We start from the raw sequence: 14,459 nt of genomic DNA on the forward strand, positions 1-14,459 counted from the left end.
TAAGGTATGCAATACCGCTCGATAATCCGGATCCTGGGGTTGCTGATTGGCATTTTCAGCATCACCATGATCCCACCGGCATTTGTCGCCTACTGGTATAACGACGGTGCCGGCGTGCCTTTTATGCTGTCTTTTCTGTTAAGCCTGGTTATTGGTTTTGTGATCTGGTATCCGAACCGGCAATACAAAGCCGAGCTAAAGGTGCGGGACGGCTTTCTTATCGTGGTGTTGTTCTGGACTGTGCTGGGTACTGTGGGCAGCATACCGCTGATGCTGGCCAGTAACCCGCAGTTAAGCGTGGCCGGGGCGATGTTTGAAGCGTTTTCCGGCCTTACTACCACTGGGGCTACTGTCCTTACCGGTATCGAGTTCCTGCCCAAAGCCATTTTGTTTTACCGCCAGCAACTGCAGTGGCTGGGCGGCATGGGTATTATCGTACTGGCGGTCGCCATATTGCCAATGTTGGGTGTCGGGGGCATGCAGCTTTACCGGGCAGAAACGCCGGGGCCGGTAAAAGACAACAAGATGACACCGCGCATAGCCGATACGGCCAAGCACTTATGGTATATCTATCTGGCGTTAACGCTAAGCTGCATGCTGGCATTTTATCTGGCGGGAATGAACTGGTTTGATGCAATTTGTCATGCATTTTCTACCGTGGCTATCGGTGGTTTTTCAACTTACGATGCCAGCATTGGCCATTTTCAAAGCCCGGTAATTAACGCGATTTGTGTCATATTTCTGCTGCTTAGTGCGGTAAATTTTCCTCTGCACTTTGCGGCTATTCGCGGCAAAAGTGTCAGCACCTACTTTCGCGACCCGGAATTTAAAGCCTTTTTAATTATTCAGGCGGCTCTGGTGCTGATTTGTTTTTTTGTTTTGCTTGAAACCAATGTCTACAGAACCACGGCAGAAGCTCTGAATCATGGCATTTTTCAGGCGGTATCTATTTCTACAACGGCAGGTTTTGCTACCGATAGTTTTGCCGTGTGGCCGTTGTTTTTACCAATACTGCTAATATTCTCCAGCTTTATCGGTGGTTGTGCCGGTTCTACTGGTGGTGGTCTGAAGGTTGTGCGGGTGGTGTTACTGTTTTTGCAGGGTACGCGCGAGCTCAACCGGCTTATTCATCCGCGGGCGGTTTATGCCATTAAACTGGGCCGTCGTGCTGTACCGGATCGTATTGTTGAAGCGGTATGGGGCTTTTTTGCTGCTTATGCGTTGGTGTTTGTTGTTACTATGTTGCTGCTATTGCTCACCGGGCTGGACAATATTACTGCTTTTACCGCCACTGCAGCCTGTTTAAATAACCTTGGCCCCGGCCTGGGTGAGGTTGCGGCTAACTTTGGCTCTATTCCTGACAGCAGTAAATGGATTCTAATCGTGGCGATGGTATTTGGCCGGCTGGAAATATTTACCCTGTTGGTGCTATTTACACCGGCCTTCTGGAAAGATTAGATAAAAATAGCGCTAACCTGAAACAGCTTTTCTACTTCAACGATGTGCTTTTTATCTACCATAAACAAAATAATATGGTCATTGGTTTCAATAACGGTGCTGTCGTGGGCAATAACTACCTCATCACCGCGCACTACAGCGCCAATAGTAGTGCCGGGTGGTAATTTAATACTGCCGATGGCTTTACCGACCACTTTGCTGGTGTTGCTGTCGCCATGGGCAATGGCTTCAATAGCTTCGGCAGCGCCGCGACGTAGCGAGTATACGTTTACGATATCACCACGGCGGATATGGGTTAACAAAGCAGAAATAGTGGCTTGCTGCGGAGATACGGCAATATCCACTTCGCCGCCTTGCAGTAAATCTACGTAGGCGCCGCGTTTAATCAGCACCATGGTTTTTTGTGCGCCCATCCTTTTGGCCAACATGGCCGACATAATATTGGCTTCATCGTCGTTGGTAACCGCGATAAACACATCTACCTGCTCGATGTTTTCTTCTTCCAGCAGCTCTGGGTCTGAGGCATCGCCGACATACACCACTGTGTTGTCCAAGGCGCTGGACAAAAACTCGGCCCGCTCTTTGCCACGTTCAATTAACTTAACGCTGTGGGTTTTTTCCAATGCCCGTGCCAGGCCAAAACCAACGTTACCACCACCGGCGATCATAATGCGGCGGTAGCTGCGTTCCAGCTTTTGCAGCTCGCTCATTACTGCGCGGATATGCTTGGTAGCGGCGACGAAAAACACCTCATCGTCGGCTTCGATAATAGTGGTACCCAGCGGTTTGATCGCGGTGCCACGCCGGTAAATTGCGGCTACCCGGGTTTCAATATTCGGCATATGTTCTTTTAACGCCGATAGTGCGTGGCCCACCAGCAAGCCGCCGTAATAGGCTTTAACAGCCACTAGGCTTACCTTGCCACCGGCAAATTCCACCACCTGTAATGCACCCGGGTAGTCAATTAAGCGGCGGATATAATTGGTAACCAGGGCTTCTGGCGCAATAAAGTGATCGACTGGCATATCGTCTTTATGAAACAACTGATCGCGGTATTTCAGGTATTGGTTAGTGCGGATGCGGGCAATTTTAACCGGCGTATTAAACATGCTATAGGCTACCTGACAGGCAACAATATTAACTTCGTCACTGTTGGTTACTGCCACTATCATATCGGCATCTTCGGCACCGGCTTTTTTCAGAATATCCGGGTGCGAGCCATGGCCATGTACTACCTGTAAATCGTAACGATCCTGCAGGGCACGCAGCCTGTCGGCATCGCTGTCAACAATGGTGATGTCGTTTTGCTCGCCAACCAGGTTTTCCGCCAGTGTGGCTCCTACCTGACCTGCACCCAGAATAATTATTTTCATGCTTTCTCGTTGTTGGTCATTTTTTGCAGCCGGGCATAGAAAAAGCCATCCATGTCCTGTTCGCCCGGCAGCAGCTGCCAGCCGTATGGCTGATCTGCATGCTGTTGTGGCAATTTATCCAGCCGGGCATCGCTGTGCTGCTGTAAAAACTGCACAATTTGCTTGCTGTTTTCAGCCGGCAACACACTGCAGGTAGCATAAAGCAGAGTGCCACCCGGCGCCAGCAGGCTCCAGCATTGACGTAATATGCGCTGTTGCAGTTCAGCCAGTACTTCTATATCAGCCTTTTTACGTAGCCAGCGGATATCCGGATGACGGCGGATAACTCCGGTCGCCGAGCAAGGCACATCCAGCAAAATACGGTCAAATAATTTGCCTTGCCACCAGCTACCGGGTTCAGCCGCATCGGCGGCAATAACGTTGGCATTCAGGCCCAAACGGACCAGGTTTTCATGCACGCGCAGCAGGCGCTTGGGTTCTTTGTCCAGAGCGATAAGGTCGGCGTCCGGTGCCAGTTCCAGTATATGACAGGTTTTACCGCCGGGGGCGCAGCAGGCATCCAGAATATGCTGACCGCTGTTTACATCAAGCAAGGTGGCCGCATATTGTGCTGCACCATCCTGTACAGAGAACCAGCCTTCGGCATAGCCGGGCAGGGTAGTAACATCCTGTGCCTGTGCCAGTTTAATTGCCGCCGGTAAATCAGCTACAGGCCGGGTATATTCAATACCCTGGCGGCTTAAAGCGGCGGCATAGTCTGTCGGGTTAATTTTGCTGATATTTACCCGCAACCACAGTGGTGCTTTTTGCTGGTTGGCATCAAGTATTGGCTGCCACTGCTGTGGGTAAGCCTGTTGCAGCGTGTTAATCAGCCAGCCCGGATGGTTAAACTGCACGGCTGCCGGTGCTGTGGCGAAGTTAAATAACTCAGGCTGACGCTGCACATTGCGCAGCACACCGTTAATCAGCTTGGTGAGTGACTGGCCTTTTAATTCACGCGCAGCGTCAACGGTTTCACTGATGGCTGCATGGTCGGGTATGCGCATAAACTTAAGTTGGTAAATACCCACATACAGCAAAAACTGCAAAGGACGCAGTTGCTTTATGAGTGGTTTACTCATTAACTGGCCGCATACCGCTTCAAGTTGTGGCAAATACCGCATTACGCCAAAGCAGATCTCCTGCAACAGGGCTTTGTCGAGTGGGTTATCCAGTAGTGCCTGCGCTTTGGGTAGTACCTCAGACAATGACATGCCCTGATCGACCACATCAAAGCAGCTGCGTGCGGCAAGCACGCGAACGTTATGGCTCATACTGCCCGGCCAATAATTGTACCGGGGCTTAACCAGTCAGCCCGGCCATTTAAAAAGTCGGCAGCGGCCATGGCTTTTTTACCGGGCGGCTGTAGCTGGGTAATAAGCAATGTGCCGTTCGCACAGGCAATACGAATGCCATGTTTGTCTGCACTTAACACTGTACCTGCGGCTTTATCGCTACTAGCATCTTCAGCTTTAGCCTGCCAAACCTTAATACTGCCTTGTGCCAGCGTAATATAGCTTACCGGCCAGGGGTTAAAGGCTCTTATTTCGCGCTGCAATGCAGGGGCTGATTTATTAAAGTCGAGCTGGGCTTCGTCTTTATGCAGTTTATCGGCGTAATTTGCTTTGCTGTCGTCCTGCGTTTGAGCCTGTTGCTGCAGAGCAGTTAAATCTGCCAACGCAGCCAACAGGGCTTTGGGGCCGAGTATGGCTAACTTGTCGTACAAAGAGGCACTGGTATCAGTATCGTCAATATCACAACTAACCGTGCTCAACATGGCGCCGGTATCAAGGCCAGCATCCATTTGCATAATGGTTACACCGGTTTGCGTATCACCGGCCCAGATAGCACGCTGAATTGGCGCTGCACCACGCCAGCGCGGCAGTAAAGAACCATGCACGTTAATGCAGCCCAGACGCGGGGTATCGAGTACCGCTTGTGGCAAAATTAAACCATAGGCAACAACGATCATTAAATCGGCATCTAATGCCGCCAGCTCTTGTTGTGCCGGTACTTTTTTCAGTGATTTAGGCTGATACACAGCCAGGTTATGCTGTAAAGCCAGCTGTTTGACTGCGCTGGGTTGCAGCTGCTGGCCACGGCCGGCAGGCCGGTCTGGCTGGGTGTAAACGGCGATAATCTGATGCCCTGCATCTAACAGAGCTTGCAGATGGCGCGCCGCAAAATCGGGCGTGCCAGCAAAAATAATGCGTAAAGGAGTGGTCACGGTATGTCCTGTTTAAAGCGCGTGTCGCTGCGCCATTTTAGCTTCTTTTTCCAGCTTTTTCCGGATCCGCTCACGCTTTAACGGCGACAGATAATCGATAAACAGTTTGCCTACCAGATGGTCCAGTTCATGCTGCAGGCAAATTGCCAGCAGGCCATCGGCATTTAATTCAAACCAGTTGCCGTTTCTGTCTTGCGCTTTTACTGTTACCTGGGCGGCACGCTCTACTTTTGCGTAGTTTTGTGGCACAGACAAACAGCCTTCTTCATAGCTGGTTTCACCACTACGAGCGGTAATTTCCGGGTTAATAAATACCATAGGTTCGTTACTGTCTTCAGAGAGATCAATAACAACCACGCGTAAATGTACGTTAACCTGAGTAGCAGCCAGCCCAATACCATTTTCGTCGTACATGGTATCGAGCATATCGTCTACCAGTTGCTGGATCTCTGGTGTAACAGCTTCAACAGGTTTTGCTACTGTACGAAGCCTTTCATCCGGGTAATGTAATACATGTAAAACTGCCATAACACCTACAAAAATATGCTTTGTTTCAAAGGTTGTGATATGTTTTAATTTTAGCCATTAATGCGCTGTATTAACAGCTTAGTGTGCAATAATTACAACAAGAACGAGCTCAAGGATGCCGGCATGCTGAAAAAATTCGCTGCTATCGTCACTCTGGTGGTTATGAGTGGCTTTTTTAATGTGTTTGCCGATGTATTAAAAATTCGTGACGATGCTCCTGCCAGCTATGTTGTTAAAAAGGGCGATACTCTGTGGGATATTTCTGCTTTGTATCTGAGTGAGCCCTGGTTATGGCCACAGCTGTGGCAAATGAACCCTCAGGTAGACAACCCGCACCTGATCTATCCCGGTGATACATTAACGCTTACTTATGATGCACAGGGCCGGCCTCGTCTGGCAGTGAACAATAAGGTAAAGCGCCTGTCGCCCACCGCCCGTAAAACGTTAAAAAGTGCCGATGCGGTGTCTACCTTACCCTTAAGTATGATTCGGCATTACCTGACGTTTGAACAAGCGTTGTCGGATGAGCAAATTCAGGCTTTGCCTTATATCCTCGGCTCTAATGCCAACGTAAAAAACTCTGTAAGTGACCATATTATCTATGCTAAAGGCGTACTGGACACCGGTGCGTCTTATGGTGTGTACCGTAAAGGTAAACCTTATTTTGATCCGGAAACTGAAACCGTATTAGGTTATGAAACCACGCTGGTTGCCACCGCGCGGGCTTTCCGGCCCGGACATGACGCAACTGAAGATAAACCAGCCGAAGCATCATCACTGAACGTACTCAGTGTTAAACGCGAAATTAAGCAGGGCGATCGCCTGATGCCTGCGCTGGAAGGCCAAGCGTTGCCGGCATTTTTTGTTATGACTAAGCCGGAGTTTGAGATAGCCGGAACCATTATCGATACTACGTCAAACCTGCGAGAGTTTTCCAAATGGGATATTGTGGTGTTAAACCGTGGGTCATTACAGCAGTTAAAGGCCGGCCATATGGTAGGTATTTACCGCAGCTCGCCAATGGTGGTCGATAGCCCGGATGGCCCGGTATATATTGAAGATGCCAGTAAATTGCAGAAAATGTTCAAAAACTTTGGCGATACCACTATTACCTTGCCAAGAGAAAAGGTAGGTGAGCTGATGGTATTTAAAGTATCCGAGCGCACCAGTTTTGCTATTGTCACTAAAACACAACGTCCAATCCGGGTTGGAGATTTAATCGCTAACCTGTAACTCATTAAGTATGGAGCCAGTTTGTCATGGAGGATCTTTGCAACTGGCTCGCTTTAGCCACTGTGCATGGCCTTGATGGCCTGAAGTTCCAACGTCTGAGCGAGCAAATATCGGTTACCGAGCTGGTAAAATTACCGGCCAGTACCTTAAGAGACATTGGTTTTACCGAGCGCCAGGCGCATATACTGGCGTATGAGTCAAAAGCCAAAGTGGATAGTGCACTGCAATGGCTGGCGCAGGCTGACAATCACCATGTTATTACTTATCTTGATCCACGTTATCCGGCTTTATTAAAGCAAACCAAACAGCCGCCACTATTATTGTTTGTTAAAGGTAATCCGCTGGTTTTAGCCCAGCAACAGCTGGCTATGGTGGGGAGCCGCCAACCCACACCAACCGGGCGTAAAGTTGCCCAAAGTTTAGCGGCAGAATTGTCGCAGCAGGGTTATGTTATTACCAGTGGTATGGCGCGCGGTATTGATAGCGAAAGCCACAAAGGCGCCTTGCAGGCAGGCGGATTAACCATAGCCGTACTTGGGCATGGTTTAAAGCAGGTATATCCTGCTTCCAATAAAGCGCTGGCAGAGGCAATAACAGAGCAGGGCGCTCTGGTATCGGAGTATTTTCCTGATGTACTGGCACGGGCCGAGTGGTTTCCGCAGCGTAACCGCATTGTGGTTGGCTTAAGTATTGGTACTATAGTGGTTGAGGCGGGGTTAAAAAGTGGTACTTTAATCAGTGCTAACCTGGCTGCGGAATATAGTCGTGATGTGTTTGCTGTGCCTGGTTCAGTTTATAGCCCGCAGTCAGCGGGTTGCCATGCGTTAATTCAGCAAGGCGCTAAACTGGTGACAAGTGTGGCCGATATACTGGAGGAATGGAGCTTTTTTCAGAAAAGTTGTCTAATAACTGAGCCTGAACAGGAAAAAAGTACTGAAACAGACTTGTTTGCCCGCCAGTTGTTGGCTAACGTAGGAGATGAAGTTACCGCAGTTGATTTGATTGCACAGCGCGCCGGCCTGGCGATAGCTGATGCAACTATAGCGCTGTTACAGCTGGAGTTAGCTGGTGAAGTAGCAGCAGTTCCCGGTGGCTACATTAGAGTGAGGAGTGCCTGAGTATGTTTGATATCCTCGTTTATCTGTTCGAAAACTATATCCACAATGAGTCTGACATTTACGTTAACCATGCTGATCTGACCAAAGAGTTAAGCCGGGCGGGTTTTCATGACGACGATATCTTCAAAGCGCTAAAGTGGCTAGACAACCTGTCTGCGCTGCAGGAAAGTCATGTTAAGCCCTATTTGTCCAAAGGTACCTCTAACGCTACCCGTATTTATTGCGCGGCGGAATTGGCGAAAATGGATGTAGAGTGCCAGGGCTTTTTGCTGTTCTTGGAACAAGTTAATGTGTTGGACGCCGTAACCCGCGAGATGGTTATCGACAGGGTGATGGATCTGGACAGTAACAGCATTAGCCTGGAAGATTTAAAATGGGTGGTACTGATGGTGCTGTTTAATGTACCTGGCCATGAGAATGCCTATGCCCAAATGGAAGATTTAATTTTTGATGAACCTGAAGGGCCGCTGCATTAAGCGGCCTTAGCCTTTATGACAGATGATTCGGCCTTGTTTGACCTGCCGCAACAGCAGCAGTTATGTCCGTTATGCCAGCAACCGCTGGCGATGAAATCAGGTAAGAACGGCCCTTTTCTTGGTTGCAGTGCTTATCCGGCCTGCAACTATATAAAAGCCTTACACCAGCATGAAACCAGCATAGTAAAAGTGCTGGATAGCGAAGCCTGCCCGCAATGCGGCAATGCACTGGCGGTAAAGAACGGTCGTTACGGCATGTTTATCGGCTGTACTGATTATCCGCGCTGTACTTTTGTCGTGCATGAACACAGTGAACAATCGGACGCAGAGCAGTTGGCTTGCCCTAAATGTAAACAAGGCCAACTGACCGAACGGGTAAATAAGTTTGGTAAAGCATTTTGGGGTTGTGACCACTACCCGAAATGCAAGTTTTTGCTGAATGACAAACCGGTGGCTGGCAGCTGCGTCAGTTGTGGTTTCGGTTTATTGCTGGAAAAGAAAGGGGGATTGTACTGTGCCGATAAAAAGTGCGGCGAAAAACAGCCGGCAGCTTAAGCTACCGGCCTGCTTATCAGTTTAACCGGGCTGCCATTTCTGCCAGCTCAGGAAAAGCAGCCTCAGGCAATAGCGCGATCAATTGCTCAAAGCGCTGCTTCAGCTTCGTGTTGTCTGCTGCTGATAAATTTATATGTCCCATCTTACGGCCGGCACGTTTGCTTTTACCATACCAGTGCAAATGCAGGCCAGGCAGCGCCAATATGGGTTCAGGTACCGTGTCTTCGCCCAGAATATTCACCATTAAACTCGGTCGCACCAATGCAGTACTGCCCAGCGGCAAACCGCACACGGCACGCAAGTGTTGCTCAAACTGGCAAACATCGGCACCTTGCTGGGTCCAGTGGCCGGAGTTATGTACCCGTGGTGCAATTTCATTGACCAGCAGCTCACCGTTAACATCAAAAAATTCAATCGCCAGCACGCCGACATAGTTCAGCTGATTTGCCACCGCAGTAAACATCTGCTGCGCTTGCTGTTGCAACTGGTCGTTTCCGCTTATAGCTAGCGATACGCTAAGTACACCGTTGACATGGTGGTTTTCGGTTAGTGGATATACCCGTACTTCGCCGCGGCTGTTGCGTGCGCCAATCAATGAAACCTCACGTTGGAACGGAATAAACTGTTCAGCCACGATGGCTTGTTTGTTGTCGGCGGCCAAAAATGCACCAATATCCTGCCATAATGCCGCAGCTTGCTCCGGCTGTTTTAAGCGCCACTGACCTTTGCCGTCATAACCTGCGAGGGCACTTTTAAATACCAGAGGTAAGCCCAACTTGCTGATGGCATCATTAAAATCGGTTTCGTTATTAATAATGTGATAACTGGCGGAGCGCACGCCGGCGCTGTCCAGCAATTGCTTTTCTAACCGGCGGTCACCACCGGCTTTAATCGCGGTTTCGCCCGGAAAAAACTTACCGCTTTTTTGACACTGCGCCAGTATCGGCAGTGGGATATGTTCAAACTCGGCCGTCACTACATCGGCATCAGCTATGGCGTTGGCCAAACCTTTACCCAGGTTTTGCTGCGTCAGTGGATGCACTATGGCATCGCTGTTGACATCATAAGCGCTGATGCTGATATTCAGCGGTGCACCGGCCAGTGCCATCATCCGTGCCAGTTGGCCTGCGCCCAGTACTAATACTTTCATAACGGCACCTTTGACGGATCCGGCTGGCTTAATACCATGTCGGTTTGCGCCTGGCGAAAGGCATCAATTTTTGTCATCAGCTCCGGGCTGTGCGTGGCCAGAATTTGCGCCGCCAACAGGCCGGCATTAGCCGCACCGGCGTCGCCAATCGCCAGGGTGCCTACAGCCACGCCCTTTGGCATTTGCACAATAGACAGCAAAGAGTCTAAGCCTTTAAGCGCTTTAGATTGCACCGGCACACCCAATACCGGCAGGCTGGTAAAGGCCGCTGCCATGCCGGGTAAGTGCGCTGCACCACCGGCGCCGGCAATAATGACCTTTAAACCGCGGCTGGCGGCTGAGGCAGCGTAATCTGCCAGTAATTGTGGTGTACGATGTGCGGAAACAACTTTGGTTTCATAGGCAATACCGAACTTATCCAGCATATCAGCGGCGTGCTTCATAGTAGGCCAGTCGGAGGTTGAACCCATGATGATGCCAACTTGCATTATTGTTTCCTTCTGTACGTGATGAACTAAAAGCGTGAAGGCGCTATTATAGCCAGTTGCGCAACTGAAGAAAATTTTAACTGTGTTTTTCGTACAATTATCCGGAGTAGTAGCAATAAATGGCAGAACAGCAGCTGGTTTTACAGGCCTTGCAACAAGGTGGTGTTATCGCTTACCCCACTGAAGCAGTTTATGGTTTAGGTTGCGACCCGGATAACGAGGCCGCAGTAATGGCGCTGCTGGCAATTAAACAGCGGCCGGTGGAGAAGGGGCTGATCTTAATTGCTGCTAACTATTCGCAGTTACTGCCCTATGTGGATGACAAAGCCATACCGCCGGAAAAGCGCTATCAGATATTTTCCAGCTGGCCCGGCCATATCAGTTGGGTGTTGCCAGCCAGTAAAACCGCGCCCAAGTGGCTTACCGGTCAGTTTGACAGCATTGCCGTGCGGGTCAGTGCTCATCCGGTGGTGCAGCAGCTGTGTAGTGCTTATGGCAAACCGCTGGTATCAACCAGCGCCAATTTATCCGGCCAGCCGGCCATTACCGACAAAGCTGAGCTGGAGCAAAGTTTGGGCGATCAGTTGTCTGCTATTATGCCGGGACCTTTGGGTGGTGCCACACAACCCAGTCAAATTCGTGATGCCTTAAGCGGCAATATAGTAAGGAGTTAAGGTGACCAACAGCCAACCTCATCATCATCTTGCCGCAGTGCAACAGTTTTTACAGCAGTTACAGGACAATATCTGTGCCGCGCTGGAGCAGGCAGATGGTAGCGCGCACTTTGCTGAAGATGCCTGGCAGCGGCCTGAAGGCGGTGGCGGTAAAAGTCGTGTACTAACCGGCGGTAAGGTATTTGAACAGGCCGGGGTGAATTACTCGCATGTGTTTGGTGCCAATATGCCGGCATCGGCTACCGCACACCGGCCGGAACTGGCAGGGCGCAGCTTTAATGCCTGTGGTGTGTCGCTGGTGATCCATCCGAATAACCCTTATTTGCCTACTACGCATGCCAATGTAAGGTTTTTTATTGCCGAAAAAGACGGTGAAGCACCGGTGTGGTGGTTTGGCGGCGGTTTTGATTTAACGCCTTATTATCCGTTTGAAGAAGATGTGGTGCATTGGCACCAAACCGCTAAAACAGCAGTCGACCCTTTTGGCGCTGAATACTACCCGGCGTATAAAAAGTGGTGTGACGAATATTTCTACTTAAAGCACCGGGGTGAAACCCGTGGTGTCGGCGGACTGTTTTTTGACGATTTAAACCAGCCGGGCTTTGAACAAAGCTTTGGTCTGATGCGGGCTGTTGGTGAGGCCTTTGCTCCGGCGTACCTGCCGATAGTTGAACGACGTAAAAATACACCATATGGCGAGCATGAACGTCAATTCCAGCTGTACCGCCGTGGCCGCTATGTTGAATTTAATTTGGTGTACGATCGTGGCACCTTATTTGGTCTGCAAAGTGGCGGCCGTACCGAGTCTATTTTAATGTCAATGCCGCCGCTGGTGCGCTGGCAATATGGCTATAAGCCTGAGCCAGGCAGCAAAGAAGCGCAGTTGTATGAACGCTATCTTAAACCGCAGGACTGGTTAAAGCTTCAGGCTTAACAATTGATCATATGGCTCGCCAGTTGGCCAATCGACTGGCGAATACCATCACGCAGCAGCTTGTTTTCTACCACGTCATCCAGCGCTTTATCCATACAAAACATCCATTGATCACGCAGCTGCTCATTTACTGTAAACGGCATATGTCGTGCCCGCAGGCGGGGGTGGCCGTACTGCTGCTCAAACAATGGCGGACCGCCGAGCCAGCCGGATAGAAACTGGAAAAACTTCTGCCGGATAGTATCCAGCGGCAGTGGATGGATAGCATACAACTCTGCAGCTTCGGGTGCGGTTTCCATCACATCATAAAAGCGGTTAGCCAGGTTCCGTACGGTGTCCTCACCGCCCATCATGGCGTAAGGCGTTTGCTCCGGTGTAGGATGTGGCTTGCTATTTGGCGTGGTTTTATTAAAAATCATCTGTATCAACTTCTTTATGGACATACGTTGTGGACCGTTATGCTGTATTCGGTAATCCGATAGGCCACTCTAAGTCGCCCTTTATTCATGCACAGTTTGCTTCCGCACTGGGCGAAAAACTGAGATACGACGCCATTTTAGCACCGCTTGATGGCTTTGCCGACAGCTGGCATGGTTTTGTTGCCGCCGGCGGTAAGGGCGGTAATGTCACAGTGCCGTTTAAAGAGCTGGCGTATCAGCTCGCTGATGTGTTATCAGAGCGGGCAAAGCAAGCCGGAGCGGTCAACACGCTATACCTTAATAGCGCAGGCAAACTCTGCGGCGATAATACCGACGGTATTGGTCTGGTGGCTGATCTGACACGACTTGGCGTTACGCTTAATGGTATCACCGTATTGCTGCTTGGTGCCGGCGGTGCCAGTCGCGGTGCCATAGGACCTTTACTGGAGGCCGGTGTTAAGCAGCTGGTGCTGGCTAATCGAACTGCCGGTAAAGCACAAACAATTGCCGCCAATTTTGACCAGCGTGTCAGCGCTTGCGGTTATGCTGATATAGCCTCGCAGCCTTATCAGCTGATAATTAATGCCACTTCATCCGGGCTAAGTGGTGAGCGGCCGTTAATAGCCGCGCAGTATTTACAATACTGCCAACTGGCCTATGACATGTTGTACGGCGTTGCGCCAACACCATTTTTGCAATGGGCAAAAGCGCAAGGTGTGCCGCGGCAAGCAGATGGCTTGGGTATGTTATTGTCACAGGCGGCGGCAGCTTTTTATATCTGGCGTGGCAAAAGGCCGGATATCACGCCAGTGTTAGCTGCACTTAAACAGCAACTAAGCGGTAACTGAGCCAATGAACCAGCAACTTATCTTTAATAATGATTTTGCCTTTGATGCAACCAGGCAGGCTGCCGGCTTCAGCTGCCTGGTCAGTGGCTTAAAGGTACAGTGTTTTATTGCAATGCCGGCAGAGCAAACGCCGGTTGTGTTTTTACAGCAGGTTAAAGCGGACGCCTTCAGTTGGGAAGATCGCGCCGAGCAAGCAATTGCCGACGACGCTTATAATGCTGCAGGCGAGATCTGGCTTTAAACCCCGGCCAGATACTCGTTTTTCAGCAGCACATAATTAGCTGCCGATTCGGCTAAGAACGCTTTCTCTGCTTCATTCAGTAGCCGCGCTTGTTTTACCGGGCTACCAACATATAAGTAGCCGCTTTGCAGCCGCTTACCCGGTGGCACTAAACTACCGGCACCGATAATTACCTCGTCCTCTACTATTACATCGTCCATCACGATGGCTCCCATGCCGACTAATATACGATTTCCCAGCGTACAGCCATGCAACATAACTTTGTGTCCAACGGTAACGTCTTCACCTATTATCAGTGGTGAACCTTCATGTTTGCCTTTACTGGGGCGGGATAAATGCAAGACAGAGCCATCCTGTATATTAGTGCGGGCGCCAATACGGATATAGTTCACATCACCGCGCGCAACGACTAAAGGCCAGACACTGACATCTTCCGCCAACTCAATATCACCCACCAGCACGCTGGACTCGTCTACATATACCCCTGATGCCAGTTTCGGTGTTATACCTTTATAAGCTCGTATCATTATAATGTCCTCCAATGCTGCGTTATTATGCAGTAAATGTATTAAAAAAGCGCTTTTCGAGCAATTTTTCTGCGAACGATCGTAAAAGCACAACTTTTCTCAAATAACCGCTTGCAGGTATTTCAAAACGCCCTATAATGCGCGCCATGCCACGGGGTGCTGCAGTTTGGG

Annotated in this window: 17 protein-coding genes; 9 read left to right on the forward strand and 8 right to left on the reverse strand. The window is 50.0% G+C overall.

Translation table 11 applies throughout. From position 1 onward, the window contains the following. Positions 1 to 6: 6 nt before the first annotated feature. Positions 7 to 1,458 (forward strand): TrkH family potassium uptake protein, encoded by a 1,452-nt coding sequence (locus tag MJX74_RS20690; RefSeq protein WP_240224919.1) that lies wholly within the window; start codon positions 7 to 9, stop codon positions 1,456 to 1,458. Here the strand turns inward: MJX74_RS20690 and trkA are convergent. From trkA to def, 4 genes are read right to left on the reverse strand one after another with little or no spacing between them, the layout of a single operon-like run. Further along, on the reverse strand, positions 1,455 to 2,831 hold the full coding sequence (gene trkA / locus MJX74_RS20695; protein WP_240224921.1) for a Trk system potassium transporter TrkA: 1,377 nt from the start codon (positions 2,829 to 2,831) through the stop codon (positions 1,455 to 1,457). The genes MJX74_RS20690 and trkA overlap by 4 nt on opposite strands. After that, a complete protein-coding gene (gene rsmB / locus MJX74_RS20700) occupies positions 2,828 to 4,144 on the reverse strand; it encodes a 16S rRNA (cytosine(967)-C(5))-methyltransferase RsmB (RefSeq protein WP_240224923.1) in 1,317 nt (438 codons plus the stop codon). The genes trkA and rsmB overlap by 4 nt, the downstream gene beginning before the upstream one ends. Next, positions 4,141 to 5,097: a methionyl-tRNA formyltransferase gene (fmt, locus tag MJX74_RS20705; protein WP_240224924.1), complete on the reverse strand. Its 957-nt coding sequence runs from the start codon at positions 5,095 to 5,097 to the stop codon at positions 4,141 to 4,143. Before fmt ends, rsmB begins: the two co-directional genes overlap by 4 nt. Positions 5,098 to 5,109: 12 nt before the next feature. Then, a complete protein-coding gene (gene def / locus MJX74_RS20710) occupies positions 5,110 to 5,625 on the reverse strand; it encodes a peptide deformylase (RefSeq protein WP_240224925.1) in 516 nt (171 codons plus the stop codon). Positions 5,626 to 5,748: 123 nt separating this feature from the next. Here def and MJX74_RS20715 point away from each other — a divergent pair, with 123 nt between their 5' ends. From MJX74_RS20715 to MJX74_RS20730, 4 genes are read left to right on the forward strand one after another with little or no spacing between them, the layout of a single operon-like run. Further along, positions 5,749 to 6,858: a LysM peptidoglycan-binding domain-containing protein gene (locus tag MJX74_RS20715; RefSeq protein WP_240224926.1), complete on the forward strand. Its 1,110-nt coding sequence runs from the start codon at positions 5,749 to 5,751 to the stop codon at positions 6,856 to 6,858. Between the two features lie 26 nt (positions 6,859 to 6,884). After that, on the forward strand, positions 6,885 to 7,976 hold the full coding sequence (gene dprA, locus MJX74_RS20720) for a DNA-processing protein DprA (protein ID WP_240224927.1): 1,092 nt from the start codon (positions 6,885 to 6,887) through the stop codon (positions 7,974 to 7,976). Between the two features lie 2 nt (positions 7,977 to 7,978). Further along, on the forward strand, positions 7,979 to 8,452 hold the full coding sequence (locus MJX74_RS20725) for a DUF494 family protein (protein ID WP_068237197.1): 474 nt from the start codon (positions 7,979 to 7,981) through the stop codon (positions 8,450 to 8,452). Between the two features lie 15 nt (positions 8,453 to 8,467). Next, on the forward strand, positions 8,468 to 9,007 hold the full coding sequence (locus MJX74_RS20730; protein ID WP_240224928.1) for a DNA topoisomerase family protein: 540 nt from the start codon (positions 8,468 to 8,470) through the stop codon (positions 9,005 to 9,007). A gap of 16 nt (positions 9,008 to 9,023) precedes the next feature. On the opposite strand, the gene MJX74_RS20735 is transcribed toward MJX74_RS20730, so the two are convergent. Further along, positions 9,024 to 10,157: a 5-(carboxyamino)imidazole ribonucleotide synthase gene (locus tag MJX74_RS20735; protein ID WP_240224930.1), complete on the reverse strand. Its 1,134-nt coding sequence runs from the start codon at positions 10,155 to 10,157 to the stop codon at positions 9,024 to 9,026. After that, positions 10,154 to 10,645: a 5-(carboxyamino)imidazole ribonucleotide mutase gene (gene purE, locus MJX74_RS20740; RefSeq protein WP_240224932.1), complete on the reverse strand. Its 492-nt coding sequence runs from the start codon at positions 10,643 to 10,645 to the stop codon at positions 10,154 to 10,156. Before purE ends, MJX74_RS20735 begins: the two co-directional genes overlap by 4 nt. A 119-nt stretch (positions 10,646 to 10,764) precedes the next feature. Between purE and tsaC the strand changes: the two genes are divergently transcribed. Together tsaC and hemF are read left to right on the forward strand one after the other, a co-directional pair. Further along, positions 10,765 to 11,319, forward strand: coding sequence for an L-threonylcarbamoyladenylate synthase type 1 TsaC (gene tsaC, locus MJX74_RS20745; protein WP_240224934.1), 555 nt, complete (start codon positions 10,765 to 10,767; stop codon positions 11,317 to 11,319). A 1-nt stretch (position 11,320) separates the two neighbouring features. Beyond that, positions 11,321 to 12,253: an oxygen-dependent coproporphyrinogen oxidase gene (gene hemF, locus MJX74_RS20750; RefSeq protein ID WP_240224936.1), complete on the forward strand. Its 933-nt coding sequence runs from the start codon at positions 11,321 to 11,323 to the stop codon at positions 12,251 to 12,253. On the opposite strand, the gene MJX74_RS20755 is transcribed toward hemF, so the two are convergent. After that, positions 12,250 to 12,672 (reverse strand): group II truncated hemoglobin, encoded by a 423-nt coding sequence (locus tag MJX74_RS20755; RefSeq protein ID WP_240224938.1) that lies wholly within the window; start codon positions 12,670 to 12,672, stop codon positions 12,250 to 12,252. The two genes, hemF and MJX74_RS20755, sit on opposite strands and share 4 nt — an antisense overlap. A 29-nt stretch (positions 12,673 to 12,701) precedes the next feature. Here MJX74_RS20755 and aroE point away from each other — a divergent pair, with 29 nt between their 5' ends. Then, complete coding sequence (gene aroE / locus MJX74_RS20760) at positions 12,702 to 13,520, forward strand: shikimate dehydrogenase (protein ID WP_240224940.1); 819 nt, start codon at positions 12,702 to 12,704, stop codon at positions 13,518 to 13,520. Between the two features lie 4 nt (positions 13,521 to 13,524). Then, positions 13,525 to 13,761, forward strand: a complete 237-nt coding sequence (locus MJX74_RS20765; protein ID WP_240224942.1) for a DUF1488 family protein — start codon at positions 13,525 to 13,527, stop codon at positions 13,759 to 13,761. Here MJX74_RS20765 and MJX74_RS20770 read toward each other — a convergent pair. Beyond that, a complete protein-coding gene (locus MJX74_RS20770; RefSeq protein WP_240224944.1) occupies positions 13,758 to 14,288 on the reverse strand; it encodes a gamma carbonic anhydrase family protein in 531 nt (176 codons plus the stop codon). The two genes, MJX74_RS20765 and MJX74_RS20770, sit on opposite strands and share 4 nt — an antisense overlap. Positions 14,289 to 14,459 lie beyond the last annotated feature (171 nt).

Source organism: Rheinheimera hassiensis (assembly GCF_022436675.1).
GTDB classification, from domain to species: domain Bacteria; phylum Pseudomonadota; class Gammaproteobacteria; order Enterobacterales; family Alteromonadaceae; genus Alishewanella; species Alishewanella hassiensis.